This window comes from Gordonia sp. 135, assembly GCF_009720185.1.
Taxonomy (GTDB): Bacteria; Actinomycetota; Actinomycetes; order Mycobacteriales; family Mycobacteriaceae; genus Gordonia; species Gordonia alkanivorans.
In genome coordinates this window covers 2,867,234-2,887,752 of sequence record NZ_CP046257.1, presented here as the reverse complement: position 1 = coordinate 2,887,752, position 20,519 = coordinate 2,867,234, and the positions used below count along the sequence as shown (strand labels likewise).

The following is a 20,519-nucleotide window of genomic DNA, read 5'->3' as shown; positions in this document are numbered from 1 at the left end:
ACGCGGGGGAACCGCGAGCGCGTCAGTCGTCGGGATCGACGACGTGCCCCTCGACGGTTCCCCGGTCGAGTTGCTGATCGGTGTGCGAGAGGGCGGGCGGGCCGACGACGTGATGGTCGGCGCCGTACTTATAGTGCGGTACCTCGCCGCGCTTGCGGGGCGGGCGGTCGTTGGCGATCAGCACGGCCATCCACGGCAGCGGGATGGAGATGGCGACGATGGCCAGGGCGAGGAGTCCGGAGCCGGTGATCGAGTAGGCGATGCCGGCGACTATCAGTGCGGGGACGCGGAACGCCATCATGATCAGGTACTTGCGCACCCGGGCCTTCTGCTGCGCTTCGAGCGAGTCCTGGGCGTCGGTGATCAGGAAGGTCTCGGCGGGCACGGCCGGGTGTTCCGACCTGCCGAATCGTCTCGAGTCCTCGTGGTGGTCGTGCGGCTGACGGCCGGTCGCGCCCATGGAATCCCTTTGTTCGAACACCCTCTCCACTGTCCCACTTTCGGTTGCTCATTGCACTGACGGATTCCGGGCACCTGACGGCTGCCGCGGAGCAGCCTGTGCTTCGGGTTCCCCGGTGACGCACAATAGAGCAATGGCAACTGAAACCATCGAACGCCCCGATCTCGACGAGTGGACCGACACCGAGACCGACGAGAGGTCCGACGCCGACGCCACCGACAGCAGTGACGACGACCGGCCCAAGTTCTTCCACTACGTCAAGAAGGACAAGATCGCGGAGAGCGCCGTGATGGGCAGCCATGTGGTCGCGCTCTGCGGCGAGACCTTCCCGGTGACCCGTGCGGCCAAGCCGGGTTCGCCGGTGTGCCCGAAGTGCAAGAAGATCTACGCCAAGCTGCGCAAGTAGCGAGGGGGTCGCCGGGACCGGTCAGTCGCTCTCGCGGTCGCGCGTGGGACGTCGGATCGGTCCCGACGACAACCGGTCGGGAATCGTCTTGAGCTGGCCGGTGAAGTCGGAGGTCTGCGAGTTGACCCAGTGCCGGACCTGGGTCGTCGTGGACGCCTTGGCCGGCCAGAACTGTTGCACCGCCGCGTTGAACTCGGCCCCGATGACGATGCCGAAGCCGAGCGAGAAGGTGAACAGCAGGAAGGCGATCGGTGTCGCCAGCGCCCCGTATGACACGCCCGCCTCGGTGATCTTCGTCAGGTAGATGCGCAGCACGTAGCTGGCGACCCAGAAGAACACGCCCGCGACGATCGCGCCGCCGATGAGCCGGTGCCACGGCAGCGGATTGGGCAGGGCCAGGTGGTAGAGCGTGGTGAGCACGAACAGCAGGAGCACCGCGACGAACGGGAAATAGCCGAAGTCGATGAGTGTGGTCACGAACGACCCCCACGACTCCGGGACGATCGCCCGCAGATAGTTCGGTCCGAGTGCGACCAGCGGCAGCAGGAACACCGCCACGAACAGGAAGCCGACGTAGAGGAACAGCGCGAAGAACCGCTGCCACACCGGATGCCGGACCTCGTGCTGATCGTGCGCCTTGGCGATGGAGGCGATGAAACACGACATCGCCGACGAGCCGGCCCACAGCGACAGGATGAAGCCGACCGACATGAGTCCGATGCGGCCCCGTCCCAGGACGCTGTCCACGGTCGGGGTGATCAGGTCGTCGACGACCGTCTCGGTGAAGGTGCGCTGCGCGAACTCGATGATGCGGTCGTAGACGATGTCGACGGTGCCGGGTCCGAACCAGCCCGCGACGTAACCGACCGAGCCGAGGAGCCCGAGCAGCAGCGGGGGCAGCGAAAGCGCCTGCCAGAACGCGGCCTGCGCCGCCCAGCCGATGATCCCGTCGTCCCAGGACTTCACGATCGTCCGCCACACCACCCGGTGCATGTTGGGTAGGACCGGGGGACCGGGTTCGTTCTCGGCGTCGTCCGAATCCGAAGCCGCCTTCGCGCCGTTCGCCGGGACGGGCTCGTCGACTCCCTCGGGCTTCTCCGGCCGGTCGTGCACGACCGCGACGTCACGGGAGGCGGGTGCGGTGACGCCGGGGATTTCGGTGTCGCCGGCGAGCGGGGCCGGCCGGCGCGGCGTCCGGATCGTCGTGTCGAGCGGAGCGGTCACCGCGCTCGACGGATTCGGGCGCACGGCAGCCACCGGCGACGTCGCGTCGTCGGTCAGTGGCACCGGATTCCTCTTTCGCGTTGTGATGAGTTCAATATCCCCGATCGAAGGCCGTAAAGGGTACCCGGGTCACCAGGCGCGTCGTTCGGAGCGACCACACGGTGATGTCCGCGTCGGTGTCGGCGAGCCGCGGCGAGGGGGTGTCGCGATGCGGGTGCGGGGGCGGCCCGGCGGTACGATTGCCGGGTCCCCTTCGGCGCGGGTCCTCCCAACGCGAGGGGTCATTTCATGCCCGGTAGGGAATCCGTACGCCGTCAGGAGCAACACACACGTGACGTCCGCCGAACCCTCCACCAGCAGTGCCGATGCGTCGGGAACCGCCGCTCCCAATCTCGGGTCGCTCCGTGCCTGGCAGCGCCGTGCGCTGACCAAGTACCTGACGCGCAGGCCGAAGGACTTCCTCGCGGTGGCGACGCCCGGCGCCGGCAAGACGACGTTCGGCCTGCGTGTCGCCCGCGAACTGCTCGACGATCGGACTGTCGAACAGATCACCGTCGTGGCGCCCACCGAGCACCTCAAGCACCAGTGGGCCGAGGCGGCCGCGCGCGTGGGTATCGCCCTGGACTCGCATTTCTCGAACTCGGCCGGACAGACCAGCTCCGACTACAACGGCGTCGTCCTCACCTACGCCCAGGTGGCCGCGCACCCGACCAAGCACCGGGTCCGCACCGAGAACCGCCGCACCCTGGTCATCCTCGACGAGATCCACCACGGCGGTGACGCCAAGTCGTGGGGTGATGCGATCCGCGAGGCCTTCGACGACGCGGAACGCCGCCTGCTGCTCACCGGTACGCCGTTCCGCTCCGACGACTCGCCGATCCCGTTCGTCGTCTACGAGGCCGAGGCCGGCGGACACCAGCGCTCCAAGGCCGACCACACCTACGGCTACGCCGACGCGCTGAAGGACGGCGTCGTCCGTCCGGTGGTGTTCCTGGCGTACTCCGGCGAGGCGAGCTGGCGGACCAGCGCGGGCGAGGAGTTCACCGCGCGTCTCGGTGAGCCGTTGTCGGCCGAGCACACCGCGCGCGCCTGGCGGACCGCCCTCGACCCGCACGGTGATTGGATTCCGGCGGTCCTCACCGCCGCGCACACCCGACTCGGCCAGCTGCGTGCCAGCGGGATGCCCGATGCCGGCGGCCTGGTCATCGCGACCGACCAGTCGACCGCCCGCGACTACGCCGAACTGCTCACCGCCATCACCGGCAAGCAACCGACTCTGGTCCTCTCCGACGACCCCAAGTCCTCCTCCCGGATCGCCGAGTTCTCCGCGTCGAAGGACGAGTGGATGATCGCGGTGCGCATGGTGTCCGAGGGCGTCGACGTGCCGCGGCTCGCGGTCGGCGTGTACGCCACCAGCTCGTCGACCCCGCTGTTCTTCGCGCAGGCGATCGGTCGCTTCGTGCGATCGCGGCGCCCCGGCGAGACCGCGAGCGTGTTCCTGCCGTCGGTCCCCGTGCTGCTCGACCTCGCCAGCCAGATGGAGGCCCAGCGCGACCACGTCCTCGGCAAGCCGCACCGCGAGAGCGACGGCCTCGACGACCAGCTGCTCATCGACGCGAACAAGCAGAAGGACGAACCGGGGGAGGACGAGCCGGCGTTCCAGTCGCTGCACGCCGACGCCGAACTCGACCAGGTGATCTTCGACGGAGCGTCGTTCGGCACCGCCACCTTCGCCGGCAGCGATGAGGAATCGGACTACCTCGGCCTGCCCGGACTCCTCGACGCCGATCAGGTGCGCGCTCTGCTGCAGAAGCGCCAGGCCGAACAGGTCGTCGCCCGGTCGACCCCGGCGGCCGAGCCCAAGTCGGAAACCCCTGATCCCGGTCGTGCGCCCGGTACCACCGGGGAGAACCTGCACGCGCTGCGCAAGGAACTCAACACCCTGGTCGCCATGCACCACCACCGCACCGGGAAGCCCCACGGCATGGTGCACAACGAGCTCCGAACCCGGCTGGGTGGTCCGCCGACCGCGATGGCCACCGCCGAGCAGCTCAAAGAACGTATCGCCGCGCTGCGGACGTGGCGCTGAGCGCCCTCGGGGACCCGAACATGAGAGAACCCGGCCGGATGTTCCGGCCGGGTTCTCTCATCGTCTGGGGCTCGCCCGTCAGGCCATGACGAGTGTCAGACCAGTTCGCCCTCGGCTTCGACCACGGTGGCGCTGAGCTCCACCAGTCGGGCTTCGTGCTCGTTGAAGTGATGACGGCAGAAGAGAAGCTCGCCGCCCTTGGGCAGGACGGCACGTACCTTGGCTGCGGCACCGCAGCGATCACAGCGATCGGCGGCGGTGAGCGGTAGGTAGATCGGGGCTGTGGTGGTGGCGATGTCAGTCATTGTTCCTCCGTCCCGGTCCGGCGCCGGTATCCGGACGCCTTCCCTTCGAGCCGACACATCCGGGCGATGCGTCAAACCTCACTCTGTCAGACGCTCGGCGGCTTCGTATTGTTCCGGCAGGTGCTATCGGTGTGTCGTCACTCACCGTTAACCCCAGGCAACAATCCGACAACGTCTCCCGGAATCAGCCGTCCGGGGTCGGCGACCGGTTTTCCGGAGTGCGGAACTAGTCCAGGTAATCCCGGAGAACCTGCGACCGCGACGGGTGGCGTAGCTTCGACATCGTCTTGGACTCGATCTGGCGGATGCGCTCACGCGTGACGCCGTAGACCTGACCGATCTCGTCGAGGGTGCGGGGCTGGCCGTCGGTGAGACCGAAGCGCAGACGCACCACGCCCGCCTCGCGCTCGGACAGCGTCTCGAGGACCGACTGCAGCTGATCCTGCAGGAGGGTGAAGCTCACCGCGTCGACCGCGACGACCGCCTCGGAGTCCTCGATGAAGTCGCCGAGCTGGCTGTCGCCCTCGTCGCCGATGGTCTGGTCCAGCGAGATGGGCTCCCGGGCGTACTGCTGGATCTCCAGCACCTTCTCCGGGGTGATGTCCATCTCCTTGGCGAGTTCCTCGGGAGTCGGCTCGCGGCCGAGGTCCTGGAGGAGCTCACGCTGGATACGGCCCAGCTTGTTGATGACCTCGACCATGTGCACCGGGATGCGGATGGTGCGGGCCTGGTCGGCCATCGCGCGGGTGATCGCCTGGCGAATCCACCACGTGGCGTAGGTCGAGAACTTGTAACCCTTTGTGTAGTCGAACTTCTCGACCGCGCGGATCAGACCGAGGTTGCCCTCCTGGATCAGATCCAGGAACGCCATGCCGCGGCCGGTGTAGCGCTTGGCGAGCGAGACGACCAGACGGAGGTTGGCCTCGAGCAGGTGGTTCTTCGCACGGTTGCCGTCGCGGGAGATCCAGTTCAGGTCGCGCTTCTGCGCGGTGCTGATCTTCTCGCCGGAATCCATCATCCGACGGAGACGCTCGGTGGCGAACAGACCGGCCTCGATGCGCTTGGCGAGCTCGACCTCCTCTTCGGCGTTGAGGAGGGCGACCTTGCCGATCTGCTTGAGGTAGGCGCGCACGCTGTCGGCGGAAGCGGTGAGCTCGGCGTCCTTGCGGGCCTGGCGGAGTGCCTCCGACTCCTCTTCGTCCCAGACGAAGTCACCGGACTTGGCGGCGGCGTCGGTCTTGGTCGGCTCCTTTGCCGCGGTCTTGGCGCCGGCGGGTGCCGCCTCGGCCTCCTCGGACTCGTCCGCGTCGTCGGAGTCCTCGGTCTCGTCCTCGTCGTCGACCTCGATGTCGTCGATCTCCACGTCCTCGAGCTCGCCGTCGGCGACGTCGATGTCGTCGATCGAGTTCGGGTCATCGGGCTCGGCGTCGGTGTCGGCGACACCCTCGGCGGAAGTGGCCTTCTTGGCTGCCTTCTTGGGGGCTGCCTTCTTGGTGGCCTTCTTCGCTGCTGCCTTCTTCGCGGGCGCCTTCTTGGCAGCGGTCTTCTTCGCAGCCTTCTTGGCGGTCCGCTTGGCCGGGGTTTCGGTCGAGGCGGTGGTCGACTGGGTCTCGTCGGCCTCGGCGTCCCCCTGGCGGGTCTTGATGGCTGCCACGTACAACCTTTCGAACTTCTCTTCAGCGGAGTCTTTGTCGGGTCCCGTGAGACGTGACACGGCAGCACGAGCCGCCGTGGACAAGGGCTTGGTTTCTCGGTTCAGATGACCGGTGACGACCATTGTAACGACATCGGCTCGCCCGATGTGACAAAGCCCTGGTCAATCGACGCGGCGGCCTAGGTTTTGATGCCCTGTGAGACCGCCATCGCCGCGCCCACGATACCGGCGGTGTTCAGCAGCGTGGCGGGCACGACCGGGGTCTTGTTGGTGAGCAGGGGAATCCACTTGTCGGCCTTGCGGCTGATGCCGCCGCCGGCGATGAACAGCTTGGGCCAGAACAGCGCCTCGTAGGCCTTGAGGACGTCGGACACCTTCTCGGTCCATTTCTCGTAGGACCAGTCCTTCTCCTCCTTGATCCGCGACGACGCCTGGTGCTCGGCCTCCTTCTTGCCGACCTGCATGTGACCCAGCTCGGTGTTGGGCACGAGGTTGCCGTTGATGAGGATCGCCGAGCCGATGCCGGTGCCGAACGTCAGCAGCATCACCACGCCGTCGACGCCCTTGCCCGCGCCGTAGGCGTCCTCGGCCATCCCGGCCGCGTCGGCGTCGTTGAGCACCGAGACCGCGCGCCCGCCGAGGTGGCGGCTGAACAGCTCGTAGACGTCGGTGCCGATCCACGCCTTGTCGATGTTCGCGGCGGTCCGCATGATGCCCTCGGTGACCACGCCCGGCAGGGTGATGCCGACCGGACCGGCCCAGTCGAAGTGGGCGACGACCTCGGCGACCGCGGCGGCGACCGCCTCCGGGGTGGCCGGCTGCGGGGTGAGCACCTTGAATCGCTCGCCGACGAGTTCGCCGGTGTCGAGATCCACGATGCCGCCCTTGATCCCGGAGCCGCCGACGTCGACGCCGAAGCCCGGATTCCTGGGGGTCGGCGAGCTGTCGGTGGCGGGCGTGTCGGTCATGGCGGAGTCCCCTTCGGCGGCCGGCGGTGATCGACATCAGGCTATCGGCGCCCGCCGCCGCACGCGCGGCATCCCTCCAGATGCGTTGCTTCGCCTCACCGGTGAACGGTCCCGGCCGCCGATGTGCTGACATGGAACACGTGGATCAGACAATTCCGGTGGACGAACTGGCCGCCATCGCGGTGGACGTGGCGCAGGAGGCGGCCGCCCACGTGCGACGCCGCCGACCCGAATTGTTCGGTGCGACACCGGCACTTAACCCGGTGTCGACCAAGTCGACGGAAACCGATCCGGTCACCGTCGCCGACACCGAGACCGAACGCCTCATCCGGCAGCTCCTGCACCAGGCGAGGCCCGACGACGAGGTCCTGGGGGAGGAGCACGGCGGGAGTCGTGCCGTCCCGTCCGGTGTGCGCTGGGTGGTCGACCCCATCGACGGCACGGTCAACTTCATGTACGGCGTCCCCGCCTACGCGGTGTCGCTGGCGGCGCAGGTCGACGGCCGCTCGGTCGCCGGCGTCGTCGTCGACGTGGCGCGCGAGGTCGTCTACGGGGCCGCTCTGGGCGGCGGTGCCTGGGTCGCCGACGGTGACGGCGACCGAGTGCCGCTGCGCTGCAATCCTGTCGACCGTGCGGAACTCGCCCTCGTGGCAACGGGTTTCGGTTACGCAGCCGACCGTCGGCGCGCGCAGGGACGGATCGTCGCGGAGCTGCTCCCGAAGGTGCGGGACATCCGGCGGATCGGTGCCGCGGCGCTCGATCTGTGCATGGTGGCCTCCGGCGCGGTCGACGCCCATTACGAACACGGCCTGAGTCCCTGGGACTGGGCTGCGGGCGGTCTCATCGCCGCCGAGGCGGGTGCGGTCGTGGTGACCCCGCCGCCGGACTCCCGGGCGGACGAGGGGCACATCACCGTGGCCGTCGCACCGGGTATCGCCGACGAGTTCCTCGGACTGCTGGACGAGGTCGGGGCGCGGGAACCGCTGGTCTAGGACGAACTCAGCACGGGGCCGAGTGGACCGCCTTCACCAGGGCGGGATCGGCACCGGTCTCGGGGTTGGTGGGATCGGCCGACCGCAGTGCCTCGAGCGCCGCCTGCGCGTCCTGGGAGAGCTCACCACCCGAGTGGTAGGTACCGAGTGCGACGTCGACCGCGGTACCCCGGCGTCCGTCGTCGACGAGCTGCGCGCAGGGGAACGCCAGCCAGGCGGCCGCGGCGGAGGCGCGGCCCGCAGGACCGAACCGGATCTGCGCGACGCAGTTGAGATCCCGGTTGACGTAGACGGGATCGTCGGCGAACGGGGTGTCGACGGCCGGCGTGAAGCCCTGGGCCGCGAGGTCCTCGGACACCGATCGGGCAGCGCCTCGTTCCTCGGAGGCGTTGAGGACGCGGACCTGGAAGGTCGACAGGGCGGCGGGTGCGACCTCCAGCATCTCGTCGCGGGGGACCGGGGTGAGGGCCGGCGGCTCCGCCGGCTCCGGCGCGCCGGCCTCCGTGGCGGTTGCCGGGGACGGCTGATTACAAGCCGTGGGAACCGATTCGCTGTCGTCGCTGCCGAGCACGACCGCCCAGACGATCACGCCGAGGACCATGAGGACCACCACCGTGATGATCGCCGGGGCATACCGGCGGCGCGGGTACGGGCGGCCCTGTTCGTCGGTCGGGTAGCCGGTCGTAATCTTCGAGACCACCGTGGAACGACTCCTCACTGGGGAAACTCACGAGCGGGTGTACTGCACCGGGAACGACGCCCCGCGCGATCTCCGCAACACTCTAGAGGGTCGATCGCGCCGCGGGTGCGAGCCTCGCCGCCGGTGCCGTGTCGTGACCTCACCTACGGGCCCGACCTGCGTCAAACGCCCGATTTCGGACAAATCCGCGGTGCCGCATTGACGATTGACTGGACGTGGTCTATTCTTCGGGCGCTCGCGCTTCCAGACTCGGGGTGCAGCCGACATCGAACCGTGACCGAAGTCACACAATACGCCGGATTCTCGGGAACGAATTGCGCTCGAGCCGGTGTTGTAGTGACCCCACCGGCTAGACAATCCCGGCGGAGTCGTGCGCACACCCCTGGTGACGGCCGAGCCGGAACCGAGAGCGCCCCCTCACACTCGCAACAAGTAAGGCACACAATGGCTACTGATTACGACGCGCCACGACGCACCGAGGCCGAGGACCTCAACGAAGACTCGCTCGAGGAGCTGAAGGCCCGTCGGAGCGAGGCGCAGTCCGCGGCGGTCGACGTCGACGAGAGCGACACCGCGGAGTCCTTCGAACTGCCCGGGGCCGATCTCTCCGGTGAAGAACTGTCGGTCCGGGTCATCCCGAAGCAGGCCGACGAATTCACTTGTACCAGCTGCTTTCTCGTCTACCACCGTAGCCGGTTGGCCGAGGAGAACGGCAACTCGCTGATCTGCGTCGACTGCGCGTGAGTTCCGCGGATCACCCGCGGATGAGCACGACGAGTCCCTGACAGACAGGGCCTGACGAAGAAGGGGCCGCGCCATCAGGCGCGGCCCCTTCGTCGTGTCCTGTGTGACGTCCCGGTGTCGTCAGGCGGTCGTCGACGGGCGATCCGCGGCGGCGTCCGGGATGTCGAGCGCTGCCAGCAGCTCGGCCGGGCGACGGGTGGACACCAGCCAGTACGGGGTCGGGTCGTCGGGATCGTCGAGGACGATGAGGACCATGGTTTTCACCCAGAAGCGGTGCACCAGGTAGGCGGCGGGGTCGAGCTGCCGGCCGAGGGCGGCGCTCTTGGCGGTCGCCGGGATCGAGGCGCCGCGCGCGACGACGGCCCGCGGCAGACGCGCACGATGCGCCTGCAGTTCGCGGTCGGCGGTCACCCGGACGCGGGTGCGGCCCATCGACCACAGCACCAGGACACCGAGGATGGCGGTGACGACATAGCCGATCACGCTCCACTTGCTGCCGTGGGCGGACAACTGGATCTCGTAGCCCACCACGCCGGTCACGACGGCGGCGGCCAGCCACCACCACCACGGCACGTGCAGGCGCTCGTCGAACAGGTCCGCGGACCCGGAGTCGCGGCGCGTCGCCGGATTCTCCGACGTGCCGCCGGTGTTGTCAGGCGATTGAGGTGCGGTCACGTTGACCAGCGTAGTCTGCGTGCGTGACCCCAGATCTCCCCCCTCCGCCGCCCATCGCGGTCCGTCGACTCGACCCCGATCTGCCGTTGCCCACCCGGGCTCATCCCGGGGATGCGGGCGTGGACCTGTGCTCGACGATCGACCTGGAGCTGCCCGCGGGACGCCGGCAGCTGGTCGGCACCGGGATCGCGATCGCGCTGCCGTTCGGCACCGTCGGGCTGATCCATCCGCGCTCCGGGCTGGCCGCCCGCGCCGGCCTGTCCATCGTGAACACGCCCGGCACGATCGACGCGGGGTATCGCGGGGAGATCAAGGTCTGCCTGATCAATCTCGACCCCGAGCAGTCCATCACCATCTCGCGCGGTGACCGGATCGCGCAGCTGATCGTGCAGCGCGTCGAGCTGCCCGACTTCGTGGAGGTCGACGAACTCGACGACACCAGCCGCGGCGACGGCGGATACGGGTCCAGCGGCGGCCACGCCGTCCTGGGCTGAGCGCGACACGCCGGGCGTCGTCTGCCCCCGCGTCGATTAATCTTCAACACGAATGCGGATCAACGAGGAGTAGGCGATGACGAATAACGGTTCGGACGAACTGCGGGTCGGACAGGCACTGGGCCCCTACGACATCGACGCCCTCGCGACGGAGACGAGCGAGCTGGAGAACTCCCATCTCGACCTGGGCTCCGTGCTCGTGCCGGTGGTCGAGGGCGGGCAGGTGACCGTCGAGATGTCGGAGACCCACCAGCCCCAGAACGTCTACCTGGTCACCCCGATCGGCCGGATCTCGGTGAGTGCCTTCGCGGCGCCCAAGTCGCCGGGGATGTGGCGTGAGGTGGTCCGCGAACTGGCCGAGTCGCTGCGCGACGGCGGTGCGGCCACCAGCATCGAGGACGGCCACTGGGGCCGTGAGGTCGTGGCCGAGGTCGAGGGCGGCACGCACCGCTTCATCGGCGTCGACGGCCCGCGGTGGCTCGTGCGCTGTGTCGGCAGCGGTCCGTCGGAGAGCGCCGAGGATCTCGCGCGCCTGAGCCGGGCCGTGCTGGCCGAGACCGTCGTGCGTCGCGGTTCCGAGCCGCACCCGCCGCGCGAACCCCTCCCGATCGTGCTGCCGCCGGTGCTCGCCGACCAGGTGGCCGCCGCGCAACAGCAGATCTTCGCCGAGGCGGAGGCGGAGGCAGGGGCCGGGTCGCAGGCCCAGGCGCCCGCCCCCGAGGTCCCGGCCGCCGACGAATCGGACGGGGTTGCCGGGGGAGCACTGGACCAGGTCGCACACGCCACCGTCTACGGCGAGAACTCCTACACCGAGACCCCGGCCGGGGGCGGGTCGGGTGGACATGACGACCCGTCGGTCACCGCCGACCCGGACCCCGAGGACGACGCTCCGTTGCCGCCGTCGTCGGGCTCGGCGATGCAGCGCTTCTTCCGTCGGCGCTGATCCCGCTGCGGCCCGGCCGACGGCTCGACGCGTAGGTATGCATCGAGGCAACTCGCACCGAGCAGCGCGGGATCACGGCCCCACCCCTCGAGGGTGACCTCGACCAGCGCCGAATGCGGTGCTGCGTCCTCCCAGGCTCGGGCGACGGCGATCGGATGGATCGCGTCGTCGGGCGCCGCGACGAGTGCCAGCGGAACGGTGAGCCCGGCTATCCGTGCGGGTGTCGGGGCGCAGTAGCGCGCCGCGTCACGCAGCTGACCGATGACCTCGGGGTGCAGTCTGCGCCAGGAACGGGACAGCTCCTCGGCCAGCCAGTCCGGACTGCTCGCCGCCATCTCGGCGACCGTCGCCTCCAGTCCGTTCCGTTCCATCGCGTCGGCGGTCGCCCGTGCGCTCGCGGCGGCGAGCGCGGAGTCGGCGTCCCCGCTCCAGGCCGGTAGGGCCGCGAACACGCCCGCACAACGTCCGACGTGGTCGGCGAGGGCCCACTCGAGGGCGATCGCGGCGCCGATCGACACTCCTCCGACCAGAACGCAGTCGTGCTCGGCCGTCGCGCGGTCGAGGCCTCGACGGTGTCCGTCGACGAGAGCCGACGTCGGCTCGAGTGCCACCAGCTCCACCCCGAGCGTCGCGGCGGCGTGACCGAAGGCACGTGTGACGTGGTCGGCATCGGAACCGGTCCCGGGAATCACCACCAGCGCGGTGGGTTTTCGTGTTTGCGGACTGTCCACGACGGCATCAACTGTCATCCGGATGCGAGGCACCCAGAGATCATCCCTTAGGGTGTCCCGGGACTGCGGGTGCGCCCCAGTCGTCCACGTTGTCACCGGAGGGTGCCGGGTCTACGCTGGCGGACAGCCACCGATCATTCGTTCGGTGGCCACGGACGCTACGGCGGAAGCCCTGGCGCCGGTTGAAATCCATTGGGAGGTTGGGATGCCCACAGCTGGTTATCTCAAGCGACTGACCCGCCGACTCACCGAAGACCTCGGGGACGTCGACGCGGAGCGAATCGCCGAGGAGTCGAAGGCGACGGGCGCACAACGCGCGTCGGACTGCACCCGCGGCGAGGAGGTCACCATGCACGGCGAGCTGCGCGCGGTGGAGACCTGTTCACGCACGGCCAAGGCCGGCGTGAAGGCGGAGTTCTTCGACGGCTCCGACACCGTCATGCTGAAGTGGCTGGGCCGCAATCGCATCGCCGGCATCGAACCCGGCCGCAAGGTGACCGTACGGGGCCGACTCGCCCTGCAGGACGGCCACAAGGTGATCTACAACCCCTACTACGAGCTGCAGGGCAGCGACGACGAGTGACACCCACGAGTGACACCGGCAGGTCGGACGACGAGTCCGCCGACCACGACGTCGAGCAGGAACCGGGCCTCGAGCCGGCCCCCACGGTGCTGGAACAGATCGGCGGCGTCTCCGGCCTGATCTACTCGACCGTCCCGGTCGTCGTGTTCGTCCCCGTCAACTCGTTCTTCGGCCTCACGGCCGCCATCGTCGCCGCGCTCACCGCCGCGGCCCTCGTCTTCGGAGTGCGGCTCGTCCGCCGCGAAGGGCTCTCCCCGGCGATCTCCGGCCTTCTCGGCGTGGCGATCTGCGTCTTCATCGCCAACCGGGTGGGGGACGCCAAGGGATACTTCCTCTTCGGGATCTGGACCACCCTCACCTATGCGATCGTGTTCGTGATCTCCATCGTCGTGCGCTGGCCGCTGATCGGTGTCGCCTGGCACCTCGTCAACGGGCAGGGGACCGCCTGGCGCAAGCATCGTCGGACGTTGCGCGCCTACGACATCGCCACCGCCCTGTGGGCCCTGGTCTTCGCGGCGCGGTATCTCGCCCAGTCCGAGCTCTACGACCTCGGTGCCACCGGATGGCTGGCCTTCACCCGGATCGCGATGGGATGGCCGCTCACGGCTCTCGCGGTGCTCGCGACGGTCCTGCTCGTCCGCCGCGCGGTCCGCGAGGAAGAGACCGTCAGCGCGTGATCGTCAGCGTGTGATCTGCATGGCGTCGTAGAGGGCAGGTTCGGCCTCCGACGGGGCGATGAAGATCAGCTCGTCGCCGCCCTCGATCGGGTCGTCGCTCTGCGGCACGATGACGCGCCCGCCCCGCAGGATCGTGACCAGAGCCACGTCGCGCGGGAGTTCGAGCTTGCGTACCGGCTTGCCCGCCATCGGGGTGTTCGACGGCAGGGTGAGTTCGACGAGGTTCGCCTGTCCCTGGCGAAAGGTCATGAGGCGGACCAGGTCACCCACCGATACCGCCTCCTCGACCAGGGAGGCCAGCAGGCGCGGGGTCGACACGGCGACGTCGACGCCCCAGTCCTCACCGAAGAGCCACTCGTTGCGCGGGTCGTTGACCCGCGCGACGACGCGGTTGATCGCGAACTCGGTCTTGGCCAGCAGGCTCACGACCAGATTGGCCTTGTCGTCGCCGGTCGCGGCGATCATCACGTCGAAGGTCTGCAACTGCGCGTCTTCGAGTTTCGCGAGTTCGCAGGCGTCGGCGAGGATCCACTTGGCGCCCGCCACCGAGTCCGGGTCGATGTGGTCGGCCTTGCGCTCGAACAGCGTGACGTCGTGCGAGTTGACCAGGAGTTCGCGGGCGATCGAGCGCCCGACCGCGCCGGCTCCGGCGATGGCGACCTTCACAGGATGACTCCTCGGTGTTCGGGGCTCTGGTGTTCCGGGGTGTTCAGGACTCGGCCTGGGTGAACGGTCCCGCGGCGATGCTGCGCGCGTCGGCCAGGTGGTCGAGCAGGACGGCGCCGTAGACCACGTCGTCCTGCTGGAGAACGGTTTTGGACTCGGGCAGGATCGGCCGGCCGACCCGGTTGAGGAAGGCCACGCGAGCGCCGGTCTGCTCCTGGAACTTGGCGACCGACACCCCGATCCACGACTCGTCGACGTCGATCTCGGCGACGGCCAGGGAACCGGACGGGTCACGCCACTCGGCCGTCGCGGTCTCGCCGAGCGCGGAGACGAAACGTTCGGTCGTCCACGGCACGGTCGCGACGGTCGGAATGCCCAGACGCTCGTACACCTCGGCACGCTTGGCATCGTAGATGCGGGCGACGACGCGCTCGACGTCGAAGGTCTCCCGGGCCACGCGGGCGGCGATGATGTTGGAGTTGTCGCCGGAGGACACCGCGGCGAAGGCGTCGGCGTGCTCGATCCCGGACTTGACGAGGATGTCCCGGTCGAAGCCCACGCCGGTGATCGTGCGGCCCGCGAAATCGGTGGACAGCCGGGCGAACGAGGACGGGTCCCGGTCGATGATCGCGACGTCGTGTCCGCGTTTCTGCATCGCCATCGCGAGCGACGATCCGACGCGCCCGCAACCCATGATGACTACCTGCACGACATTCCTCTCCTGACGCGACCTGCGTGCCGCGAGTCGAACCTACCCGCCACGATGCGGACGCTCTAGGGTTGCCTGGTGTCCACCGTCTCCAAGGTGTCCGTCGCGACGAAGCGCCTCCTGCTCGGCAGGCCCTTCCGCAGCGACAAGCTGGGTCACACTCTGCTCCCCAAACGGATCGCCCTCCCGGTTTTCGCGTCCGACGCGATGAGCTCGGTGGCCTACGCGCCCCAGGAGATCTTCCTCGTCCTGTCGGTGGCCGGTATCACCGCGCTCGCGTTCACCCCCTGGGTCGCCGTCGCCGTCGCGGTGGTCCTCGCGGTCGTGGTCGCCAGCTATCGGCAGAACGTGCACGCATATCCGTCGGGTGGTGGCGATTACGAGGTCGCCACCGTCAACCTGGGCCCCAACGCCGGCCTGACGGTCGGCAGCGCTCTCCTCGTCGACTACGTGCTGACGGTTGCGGTGTCGGTGACGTCGGCGGCGGAGAACATCGGTTCGGCCGTGCCGTTCGTCAACGAGCACAAGGTCTGGTTCTGCGTCGGCGCGATCCTGATCCTGGCGGCGGTGAACCTCCGCGGCATCAAGGAATCCGGTGCGTTCCTGGCCATCCCGACCTACGCCTTCATCGTCGGCGTGCTGGGCATGCTCGTCTGGGGGTTCACCGAGATCTTCGTCCTCGGCGAGGAGATCCGTTCGGAGACGGCCGACTTCGGTATCGTCGCCGAACAGGACAACCTCACCGGACTGGCGCTGGTCTTCCTCGTCGCGCGCTCGTTCTCCTCCGGATGTGCCGCGCTGACAGGGGTCGAGGCCATCAGCAACGGTGTCCCCGCGTTCCGGAAACCCAAGTCCCGCAACGCCGCGACCACCCTCCTCATGCTCGGCGCATTCTCGATCACCCTGCTGCTGGGCATCGTCATGCTCGCCCAGGAGATCGGCGCGAAGTACGTGATGGACCCGTCGAAGGACCTCGTCGGTGCCCCCGAGGGCTACCAGCAGAAGGCGATGATCGCGCAGCTGGCTCACGCGGTCTTCGACTCGTTCCCGGCCGGTTTCTTCTTCGTCGCGGTGGCCACCGCGCTGATCCTGTTGCTGGCCGCGAACACGGCGTTCAACGGTTTCCCGGTGCTCGGTTCGGTCCTGGCGCAGGATCGATACCTGCCGCGACAGTTGCACACCCGTGGCGACCGCCTCGCGTTCAGCAACGGCATCCTGTTCCTGGCGGCCGCGGCGATAGTCTTCGTGGTCGCGTTCGGGGCGCAGGTGACCGCGCTGATCCAGCTCTACATCGTCGGCGTGTTCGTCTCGTTCACGTTGAGTCAGACCGGCATGGTGCGGCACTGGACAAGACTGCTGCGCACCGAGACCGACCCCAGTGCCCGGCGGCGGATGATGCAGTCGCGGGTGGTGAACTCGGTCGGCCTGGTGATGACGGCCACGGTCCTGGTGGTGGTGCTGATCACGAAGTTCACCGCCGGTGCCTGGATCGCGGTGCTCGCCATGGTCTCGATCTTCGTGCTGATGAAGCTGATCCACCACCATTACGCGTCGGTTCAGCGCGAGCTCGACCGGGCCGAGACCGACGACGAGGGCGTGCTGCCCAGCCGGACGCATTCGATCGTTCTCGTGTCGAGTCTGCACATGGCCTCCAAGAGGGCCATGCGCTACGCCCGGGCGACGAGACCGGACGTCCTGGAGGCGATCACGGTGAACGTCGACGACCGGGACACCCGTAAACTCGTCTCCGAGTGGGAGGCCAGCGACATCACGGTCCCGCTGAAGGTCATCGCCTCCCCGTACCGCGAGATCACCCGGCCGGTCATCGATTACGTGCGACGCATCCGCCGTGAGTCCCCGCGCGACGTGGTGACCGTGTTCATACCCGAATACGTCGTCGGACACTGGTGGGAGCAGATCCTGCACAATCAATCCGCGCTGCGGCTCAAGGGACGCCTGCTGTTCGAACCCGGGGTGATGGTGACCTCGGTGCCCTGGCAGCTCACGTCGTCGGACCGCCGCAAGGAGACCAAGAGGTACTGGGCGCCGGGTGAGACCCGCCGCGCCCTGGGCGAATCGGAGCGCACACTGTGACACCCCCGGCACCGACGCGGCGCGTCGAGGTCACCGTCGATCGTCCCGCGAACGGTGGGGAGGCGGTCGGACGTGCCGACGGTCGGGTCCTGTTCGTGCGCGGCGCGATTCCGGGCGAACGCGTGGTCGCCGAGATCACCGACGACCGCCACGACTCGTACTGGCGTGCCGAGGCCGTCGAGATCCTCGACGAGTCCCCTCATCGGGTTCCGGTGGTGTGCCCGGCGGCGGCCGGGGGAGCGGGATGCTGCGATCTCGGGCACATCGAGCCGGGGCACGCGCGCGACCTGAAACAGGCCGTGCTGCTCGACGTCCTGAGCCGGATCGGTCACCTCGACGAGGCGACGATCGCCGGCACCGACCTCGCGACGCGGGGGGTCGACCGGTTGCCGGGAACCGACACCGGCTGGCGCATCAGGACACGGCTGGCCGTCGACGGACGGGGTCGCGCCGGACAGCACGCGTTCCGCGGTTCCGCGGTGATCCACGACGTCTGCGTGCAGCCGGCGCCGGGAATGGTCGACGACCTCGCCGGCCGCCGGTTCACCCCGCACGCCGAACTGGCCGTGGTCCTCGACGCCGACGGCACCCGCCACATCACCGAACTCGCACCCGTCGCCGAGGTCCGGCACGGTGACGCCCGACGCCGCGCACAGCAAAACCGTCGCCGCCGCTCCCGACCCCGCGCACAGGTGGTCGTCGAGGGCGCCGAGTCCGCGGTGCATCGCGTCGGTGACCGGTCGTGGGACATCCCGGTGACCGGGTTCTGGCAGGCGCACCGCGCCGCGCCGCAGACCTACGCCGACACCGTCGTCGGCTTTGTTCGAGACCATCTCGGCACCGGCCCGCGGGTCGCATGGGACCTCTACGGCGGCGCCGGGGTCTTCGCCGGCGCGTTGCTCGACCACCACCGAACGGGCCTCGAGGAGGTCCACATCGTCGACTCCGACGCGGGCGCACTGGCGGCCGCGGCCCGGACCTTCGACGCCGACGGCGATCGCGTGGTCACCCATCAGGGTGAGGTGGCGGCCCGGGTCCACGACCTCGGGGCGGCGCCCGACGTCGTCGTCCTCGACCCGCCGCGCACCGGCGCCGGCGAGCGGGTCGTCGAGGCGATCGCGGCCGCCGAACCGGCCGTGGTGGCGCACGTCGGCTGTGATGCCGCCCGCTTCGCACGTGATCTCGGTCTCTTCGCCCGTGCCGGATATCGCGTCGCGCAGGTGCGCGGCTTCGACGCGTTCCCGCTCACGCACCATGTCGAGGCCATCGCGTGCCTGGTTCCGGTCTGAGCTCCACCCGCCGAGTGAGGTCGTCGACCATCCGAGGGGCGGGGTCGTGCCGAATGCTTCCGTAGACTGACGGGTTATGAGCCGGGGGGGTTTCTCCCGGAATCGCGAACCGGGGTTCCCGGGGGCATCACGTGATGGAGGAAACGATGGGTGTGCTCGACCGGATCAGCTCGCCGGCCGATCTGCGGTCACTGTCGGAAGCGGAGATGGAGACTCTCGCCTCCGAGATCCGGACGTTCTTGATCGAGAAGGTGGCGGCGACCGGCGGTCATCTCGGCCCCAATCTCGGCGTGGTCGAACTGACCCTCGGAATCCACCGGGTCTTCGACTCGCCGCACGATCCGATCCTCTTCGACACCGGCCACCAGTGCTACGTCCACAAGATCGTGACCGGCCGCAAAGACGGCTTCGATCATCTGCGCCAGCGCGGCGGTCTGACCGGCTACCAGGAGCGCGCCGAATCCGAGCACGACTGGGTCGAGTCCTCCCACGCCTCGGCCGCGCTGTCCTACGCCGACGGCCTGGCCAAGTCCTTCGAGCTGACCGGACAGAACGACCGCACCGTGGTCGCGGTGGTCGGCGACGGCGCGCTCACCGGCGGCATGTGCTGGGAGGCGATCAACAACATCGCCGCCTGCAACCGTCCCGTGGTGATCGTCGTCAACGACAACGGCCGGTCCTACGCCCCGACCATCGGCGGTCTCGCGAGCCACCTGTCGGGTTTGCGCCTGCAACCCGGCTACGAGAAGTTCCTCGACGAGAGCCGCCGCGTCGTCAAGCAGATGCCCGTGGTCGGCGAACCCGCCTACGCGGTCCTCCACGGCATGAAGAGCGGTCTCAAGGACCTGCTCGCACCCCAGGCGATGTTCACCGACCTCGGTCTCAAGTACGTCGGCCCCGTCGACGGACACGACATCAACGCCGTCGAGTCGGCACTGCGGCACGCCCACGACTTCGGCGGACCGGTCATCGTGCACACCGTCACCCGCAAGGGTATGGGCTACGCCCACGCCGAGAACCACGTCGCCGACCAGATGCACGCCACCGGCATCATCGACCCCGTCACCGGGCGACCCACCAGCGTCGCACCGCAGGACTGGACCAAGGTCTTCTCGGCCGCGCTGCTCGACGCCGGCGCCAACCGCCCCGACGTCGTAGCGATCACCGCGGCCATGCCCGGCCCCACCGGCCTGACGCCGTTCGGCGAGCGCTACCCGGACCGCATGTTCGACGTCGGTATCGCCGAACAGCATGCGATGACCTCGGCGGCCGGCCTGGCTCTCGGCGGCCTGCATCCGGTCGTCGCCATCTACTCGACCTTCCTCAACCGCGCCTTCGACCAGCTCCTGATGGACGTCGCGCTGCTGAAGCAGCCGGTCACCCTCGTCCTCGACCGGTCGGGCATCACGGGGCCCGACGGCCCGAGCCACCACGGCATGTGGGATCTCTCGCTCATGGCGATGGTCCCCGGTCTGCGGGTCGCCGCGCCTCGGGACGCGGTCCGGCTGCGCGAGGAGTTCGACGAGGCGCTCGGCACCGACGACGGCCCGACCGCCCTCCGCTTCTCCAAAGGTGCTGTCCCCGAAGACATCCGCGCGGTCGAACGTCTCGACGACGGGGTCGACGTGCTTCACCGCAGCGATCGCGATCTCGGCCCGGCCTCCGGTGACGTGCTCATCGTGGCGGTCGGTGCCTTCTGCAGCCTCGCCGTCGACACCGCCGAACGTCTCGGGCAGCAGGGCATCGAGGCCACGGTCATCGACCCGCGCTGGGTGCTGCCCGTGCCGACCTCGGTGGTCGAGGTCGCCCGTCGTCACCGCCTGGTCGTCACCCTCGAGGACGGCTGCGTCAGCGGCGGAGTGGGATCGGCTGTCGCGGGAGCACTCTCGGCGGCCGAGGTGACTGTTCCGGTGCAGATCAAGGGAATCCCGCAGGCGTTCATCGAACATGCCTCGCGCGGGGAGATCCTCGGCGACCTCGGTCTGACCGCCCAGGATCTCGCGCGCTCGATCACCGCGACGGTGTCGGGCATGCAGGCCGGTCCGGCGCTGGAGCGCCAGATCGAGAGCCCCGCGGATCCCGCACAGAGTCGCGCCGAGGACTGATGCCTCAGGTC

At 68.9% G+C, this 20,519-nt stretch carries 20 protein-coding genes and 1 pseudogene; 11 read left to right on the top strand and 10 right to left on the bottom strand.

The features are described 5' to 3' along the window. Positions 1-22 precede the first annotated feature (22 nt). Positions 23-460 carry a DUF3099 domain-containing protein gene (locus tag GKZ92_RS13010; protein WP_127962955.1) on the bottom strand — a complete coding sequence of 146 codons (438 nt, stop codon included), beginning with the start codon at positions 458-460 and terminating at the stop codon, positions 23-25. Positions 461-593: 133 nt separating this feature from the next. Here GKZ92_RS13010 and GKZ92_RS13005 point away from each other — a divergent pair, with 133 nt between their 5' ends. After that, positions 594-866, top strand: a complete 273-nt coding sequence (locus GKZ92_RS13005) for a DUF3039 domain-containing protein (protein WP_005197294.1) — start codon at positions 594-596, stop codon at positions 864-866. 21 nt (positions 867-887) lie between these two features. Here GKZ92_RS13005 and GKZ92_RS13000 read toward each other — a convergent pair whose 3' ends face one another. Beyond that, entirely contained in the window at positions 888-2,153 is a 1,266-nt protein-coding gene (locus GKZ92_RS13000; RefSeq protein WP_139319493.1) for a YihY/virulence factor BrkB family protein, read from the bottom strand. Between the two features lie 268 nt (positions 2,154-2,421). On the opposite strand from GKZ92_RS13000, the gene GKZ92_RS12995 reads away from it, so the two are divergent. Further along, on the top strand, positions 2,422-4,179 hold the full coding sequence (locus tag GKZ92_RS12995; RefSeq protein WP_006357269.1) for a DEAD/DEAH box helicase: 1,758 nt from the start codon (positions 2,422-2,424) through the stop codon (positions 4,177-4,179). Between the two features lie 95 nt (positions 4,180-4,274). Here GKZ92_RS12995 and GKZ92_RS12990 read toward each other — a convergent pair whose 3' ends face one another. The 3 genes from GKZ92_RS12990 to ppgK all read right to left on the bottom strand — a co-directional run bounded on the left by GKZ92_RS12990 (position 4,275) and on the right by ppgK (position 7,106). Then, a complete protein-coding gene (locus tag GKZ92_RS12990; protein WP_005197291.1) occupies positions 4,275-4,484 on the bottom strand; it encodes a DUF7455 domain-containing protein in 210 nt (69 codons plus the stop codon). Between the two features lie 226 nt (positions 4,485-4,710). Continuing rightward, positions 4,711-6,261, bottom strand: a complete 1,551-nt coding sequence (locus GKZ92_RS12985) for an RNA polymerase sigma factor (RefSeq protein ID WP_259347561.1) — start codon at positions 6,259-6,261, stop codon at positions 4,711-4,713. 56 nt (positions 6,262-6,317) lie between these two features. Next, a complete protein-coding gene (ppgK, locus tag GKZ92_RS12980) occupies positions 6,318-7,106 on the bottom strand; it encodes a polyphosphate--glucose phosphotransferase (protein WP_035754137.1) in 789 nt (262 codons plus the stop codon). A 131-nt stretch (positions 7,107-7,237) separates the two neighbouring features. On the opposite strand from ppgK, the gene GKZ92_RS12975 reads away from it, so the two are divergent. Then, the gene (locus tag GKZ92_RS12975; protein ID WP_006357272.1) at positions 7,238-8,098 is read left to right on the top strand and encodes an inositol monophosphatase family protein; all 861 of its coding nucleotides are present in this window, start codon (positions 7,238-7,240) and stop codon (positions 8,096-8,098) included. A gap of 7 nt (positions 8,099-8,105) precedes the next feature. Here the strand turns inward: GKZ92_RS12975 and cei are convergent, their stop codons facing one another. Beyond that, complete coding sequence (cei, locus tag GKZ92_RS12970; protein WP_035754138.1) at positions 8,106-8,798, bottom strand: envelope integrity protein Cei; 693 nt, start codon at positions 8,796-8,798, stop codon at positions 8,106-8,108. A 444-nt stretch (positions 8,799-9,242) separates the two neighbouring features. Between cei and GKZ92_RS12965 the strand changes: the two genes are divergently transcribed. Beyond that, a complete protein-coding gene (locus GKZ92_RS12965; RefSeq protein ID WP_005197286.1) occupies positions 9,243-9,542 on the top strand; it encodes a DUF4193 domain-containing protein in 300 nt (99 codons plus the stop codon). Between the two features lie 120 nt (positions 9,543-9,662). On the opposite strand, the gene GKZ92_RS12960 is transcribed toward GKZ92_RS12965, so the two are convergent. Continuing rightward, the gene (locus GKZ92_RS12960) at positions 9,663-10,217 is read right to left on the bottom strand and encodes a DUF3093 domain-containing protein (RefSeq protein ID WP_035754139.1); all 555 of its coding nucleotides are present in this window, start codon (positions 10,215-10,217) and stop codon (positions 9,663-9,665) included. Between the two features lie 23 nt (positions 10,218-10,240). Here GKZ92_RS12960 and dut point away from each other — a divergent pair, with 23 nt between their 5' ends. After that, on the top strand, positions 10,241-10,711 hold the full coding sequence (gene dut, locus GKZ92_RS12955) for a dUTP diphosphatase (RefSeq protein ID WP_155225340.1): 471 nt from the start codon (positions 10,241-10,243) through the stop codon (positions 10,709-10,711). Between the two features lie 76 nt (positions 10,712-10,787). Continuing rightward, on the top strand, positions 10,788-11,654 hold the full coding sequence (locus GKZ92_RS12950; protein ID WP_006357276.1) for a DUF3710 domain-containing protein: 867 nt from the start codon (positions 10,788-10,790) through the stop codon (positions 11,652-11,654). A gap of 26 nt (positions 11,655-11,680) precedes the next feature. Here the strand turns inward: GKZ92_RS12950 and GKZ92_RS12945 are convergent. Continuing rightward, positions 11,681-12,403: pseudogene (locus tag GKZ92_RS12945) on the bottom strand (alpha/beta hydrolase); the annotation flags it as partial. A 187-nt stretch (positions 12,404-12,590) separates the two neighbouring features. Here GKZ92_RS12945 and GKZ92_RS12940 point away from each other — a divergent pair. Both GKZ92_RS12940 and GKZ92_RS12935 read left to right on the top strand, forming a co-directional pair. Further along, the gene (locus tag GKZ92_RS12940) at positions 12,591-12,968 is read left to right on the top strand and encodes an OB-fold nucleic acid binding domain-containing protein (RefSeq protein ID WP_006357278.1); all 378 of its coding nucleotides are present in this window, start codon (positions 12,591-12,593) and stop codon (positions 12,966-12,968) included. Next, the gene (locus GKZ92_RS12935) at positions 12,965-13,645 is read left to right on the top strand and encodes a DUF3159 domain-containing protein (RefSeq protein ID WP_006357279.1); all 681 of its coding nucleotides are present in this window, start codon (positions 12,965-12,967) and stop codon (positions 13,643-13,645) included. The genes GKZ92_RS12940 and GKZ92_RS12935 overlap by 4 nt, the downstream gene beginning before the upstream one ends. A 3-nt stretch (positions 13,646-13,648) precedes the next feature. Here the strand turns inward: GKZ92_RS12935 and GKZ92_RS12930 are convergent, their stop codons facing one another. Both GKZ92_RS12930 and GKZ92_RS12925 read right to left on the bottom strand, forming a co-directional pair. Further along, on the bottom strand, positions 13,649-14,311 hold the full coding sequence (locus GKZ92_RS12930; RefSeq protein ID WP_035754141.1) for a potassium channel family protein: 663 nt from the start codon (positions 14,309-14,311) through the stop codon (positions 13,649-13,651). 43 nt (positions 14,312-14,354) lie between these two features. Then, entirely contained in the window at positions 14,355-15,020 is a 666-nt protein-coding gene (locus GKZ92_RS12925) for a potassium channel family protein (RefSeq protein ID WP_006357281.1), read from the bottom strand. A gap of 78 nt (positions 15,021-15,098) precedes the next feature. Between GKZ92_RS12925 and GKZ92_RS12920 the strand changes: the two genes are divergently transcribed. The 3 genes from GKZ92_RS12920 (at position 15,099) to dxs (ending at position 20,508) form a co-directional block, all read left to right on the top strand. Then, complete coding sequence (locus tag GKZ92_RS12920; protein ID WP_006357282.1) at positions 15,099-17,114, top strand: APC family permease; 2,016 nt, start codon at positions 15,099-15,101, stop codon at positions 17,112-17,114. After that, positions 17,111-18,403 carry a class I SAM-dependent RNA methyltransferase gene (locus tag GKZ92_RS12915; protein WP_006357283.1) on the top strand — a complete coding sequence of 431 codons (1,293 nt, stop codon included), beginning with the start codon at positions 17,111-17,113 and terminating at the stop codon, positions 18,401-18,403. The genes GKZ92_RS12920 and GKZ92_RS12915 overlap by 4 nt, the downstream gene beginning before the upstream one ends. A gap of 146 nt (positions 18,404-18,549) precedes the next feature. Beyond that, a complete protein-coding gene (gene dxs, locus GKZ92_RS12910; protein ID WP_006357284.1) occupies positions 18,550-20,508 on the top strand; it encodes a 1-deoxy-D-xylulose-5-phosphate synthase in 1,959 nt (652 codons plus the stop codon). The last annotated feature ends 11 nt before the right edge of the window (positions 20,509-20,519 follow it).

What these genes read in the sequence shown, in the direction of transcription:
- GKZ92_RS13010 (WP_127962955.1), bottom strand. Translation starts at nt 460, where the DNA reads ATGGGCGCGACCGGCCGTCAGCCGCACGACCACCACGAGGACTCGAGA.
- GKZ92_RS13005 (WP_005197294.1), top strand. Translation starts at nt 594, where the DNA reads ATGGCAACTGAAACCATCGAACGCCCCGATCTCGACGAGTGGACCGAC.
- GKZ92_RS12990 (WP_005197291.1), bottom strand. Translation starts at nt 4,484, where the DNA reads ATGACTGACATCGCCACCACCACAGCCCCGATCTACCTACCGCTCACC.
- GKZ92_RS12985 (WP_259347561.1), bottom strand. Translation starts at nt 6,261, where the DNA reads ATGGTCGTCACCGGTCATCTGAACCGAGAAACCAAGCCCTTGTCCACG.
- ppgK (WP_035754137.1), bottom strand. Translation starts at nt 7,106, where the DNA reads ATGACCGACACGCCCGCCACCGACAGCTCGCCGACCCCCAGGAATCCG.
- GKZ92_RS12975 (WP_006357272.1), top strand. Translation starts at nt 7,238, where the DNA reads ATGGAACACGTGGATCAGACAATTCCGGTGGACGAACTGGCCGCCATC.
- GKZ92_RS12965 (WP_005197286.1), top strand. Translation starts at nt 9,243, where the DNA reads ATGGCTACTGATTACGACGCGCCACGACGCACCGAGGCCGAGGACCTC.
- GKZ92_RS12950 (WP_006357276.1), top strand. Translation starts at nt 10,788, where the DNA reads ATGACGAATAACGGTTCGGACGAACTGCGGGTCGGACAGGCACTGGGC.
- GKZ92_RS12940 (WP_006357278.1), top strand. Translation starts at nt 12,591, where the DNA reads ATGCCCACAGCTGGTTATCTCAAGCGACTGACCCGCCGACTCACCGAA.
- dxs (WP_006357284.1), top strand. Translation starts at nt 18,550, where the DNA reads ATGGGTGTGCTCGACCGGATCAGCTCGCCGGCCGATCTGCGGTCACTG.